Here is a 258-nt window from a genome sequence, read left to right as displayed (position 1 = left end):
ATGGGGCCCATTCCATGGATTATAATGTCCGAGATTTTGCCGGTCAATATTAAAGGCCTCGCTGGAAGTGTTGCAACTCTAGCCAACTGGTTCATTGCCTGGGTGGTTACTGTGACTGCACCCTTGCTATTGTCTTGGAGTAGTGAAGGAACCTTTACTCTTTACATGATTATGAGCGCTTTCACCTTGATATTTTCGGCCAGTTTGGTCCCGGAGACCAAGGGAAAAACTTTGGAGGAGATTCAGTGGTCCTTCAGA

At 46.5% G+C, this 258-nt stretch carries 1 protein-coding gene; it reads left to right on the top strand.

Annotated elements, in window-relative coordinates; translation table 11 throughout:
• The coding region (locus tag L9G74_RS21195; RefSeq protein ID WP_275297556.1) for an MFS transporter at positions 1-258 on the top strand (258 nt) is incomplete at its 3' end.

Source organism: Shewanella electrica, from assembly GCF_022321485.1.
Lineage (GTDB): Bacteria > Pseudomonadota > Gammaproteobacteria > Enterobacterales > Shewanellaceae > Shewanella > Shewanella electrica.
The sequence above is the reverse complement of the archived record's forward strand: the minus strand, read 5'-3'. Positions and strand labels throughout refer to the sequence as shown.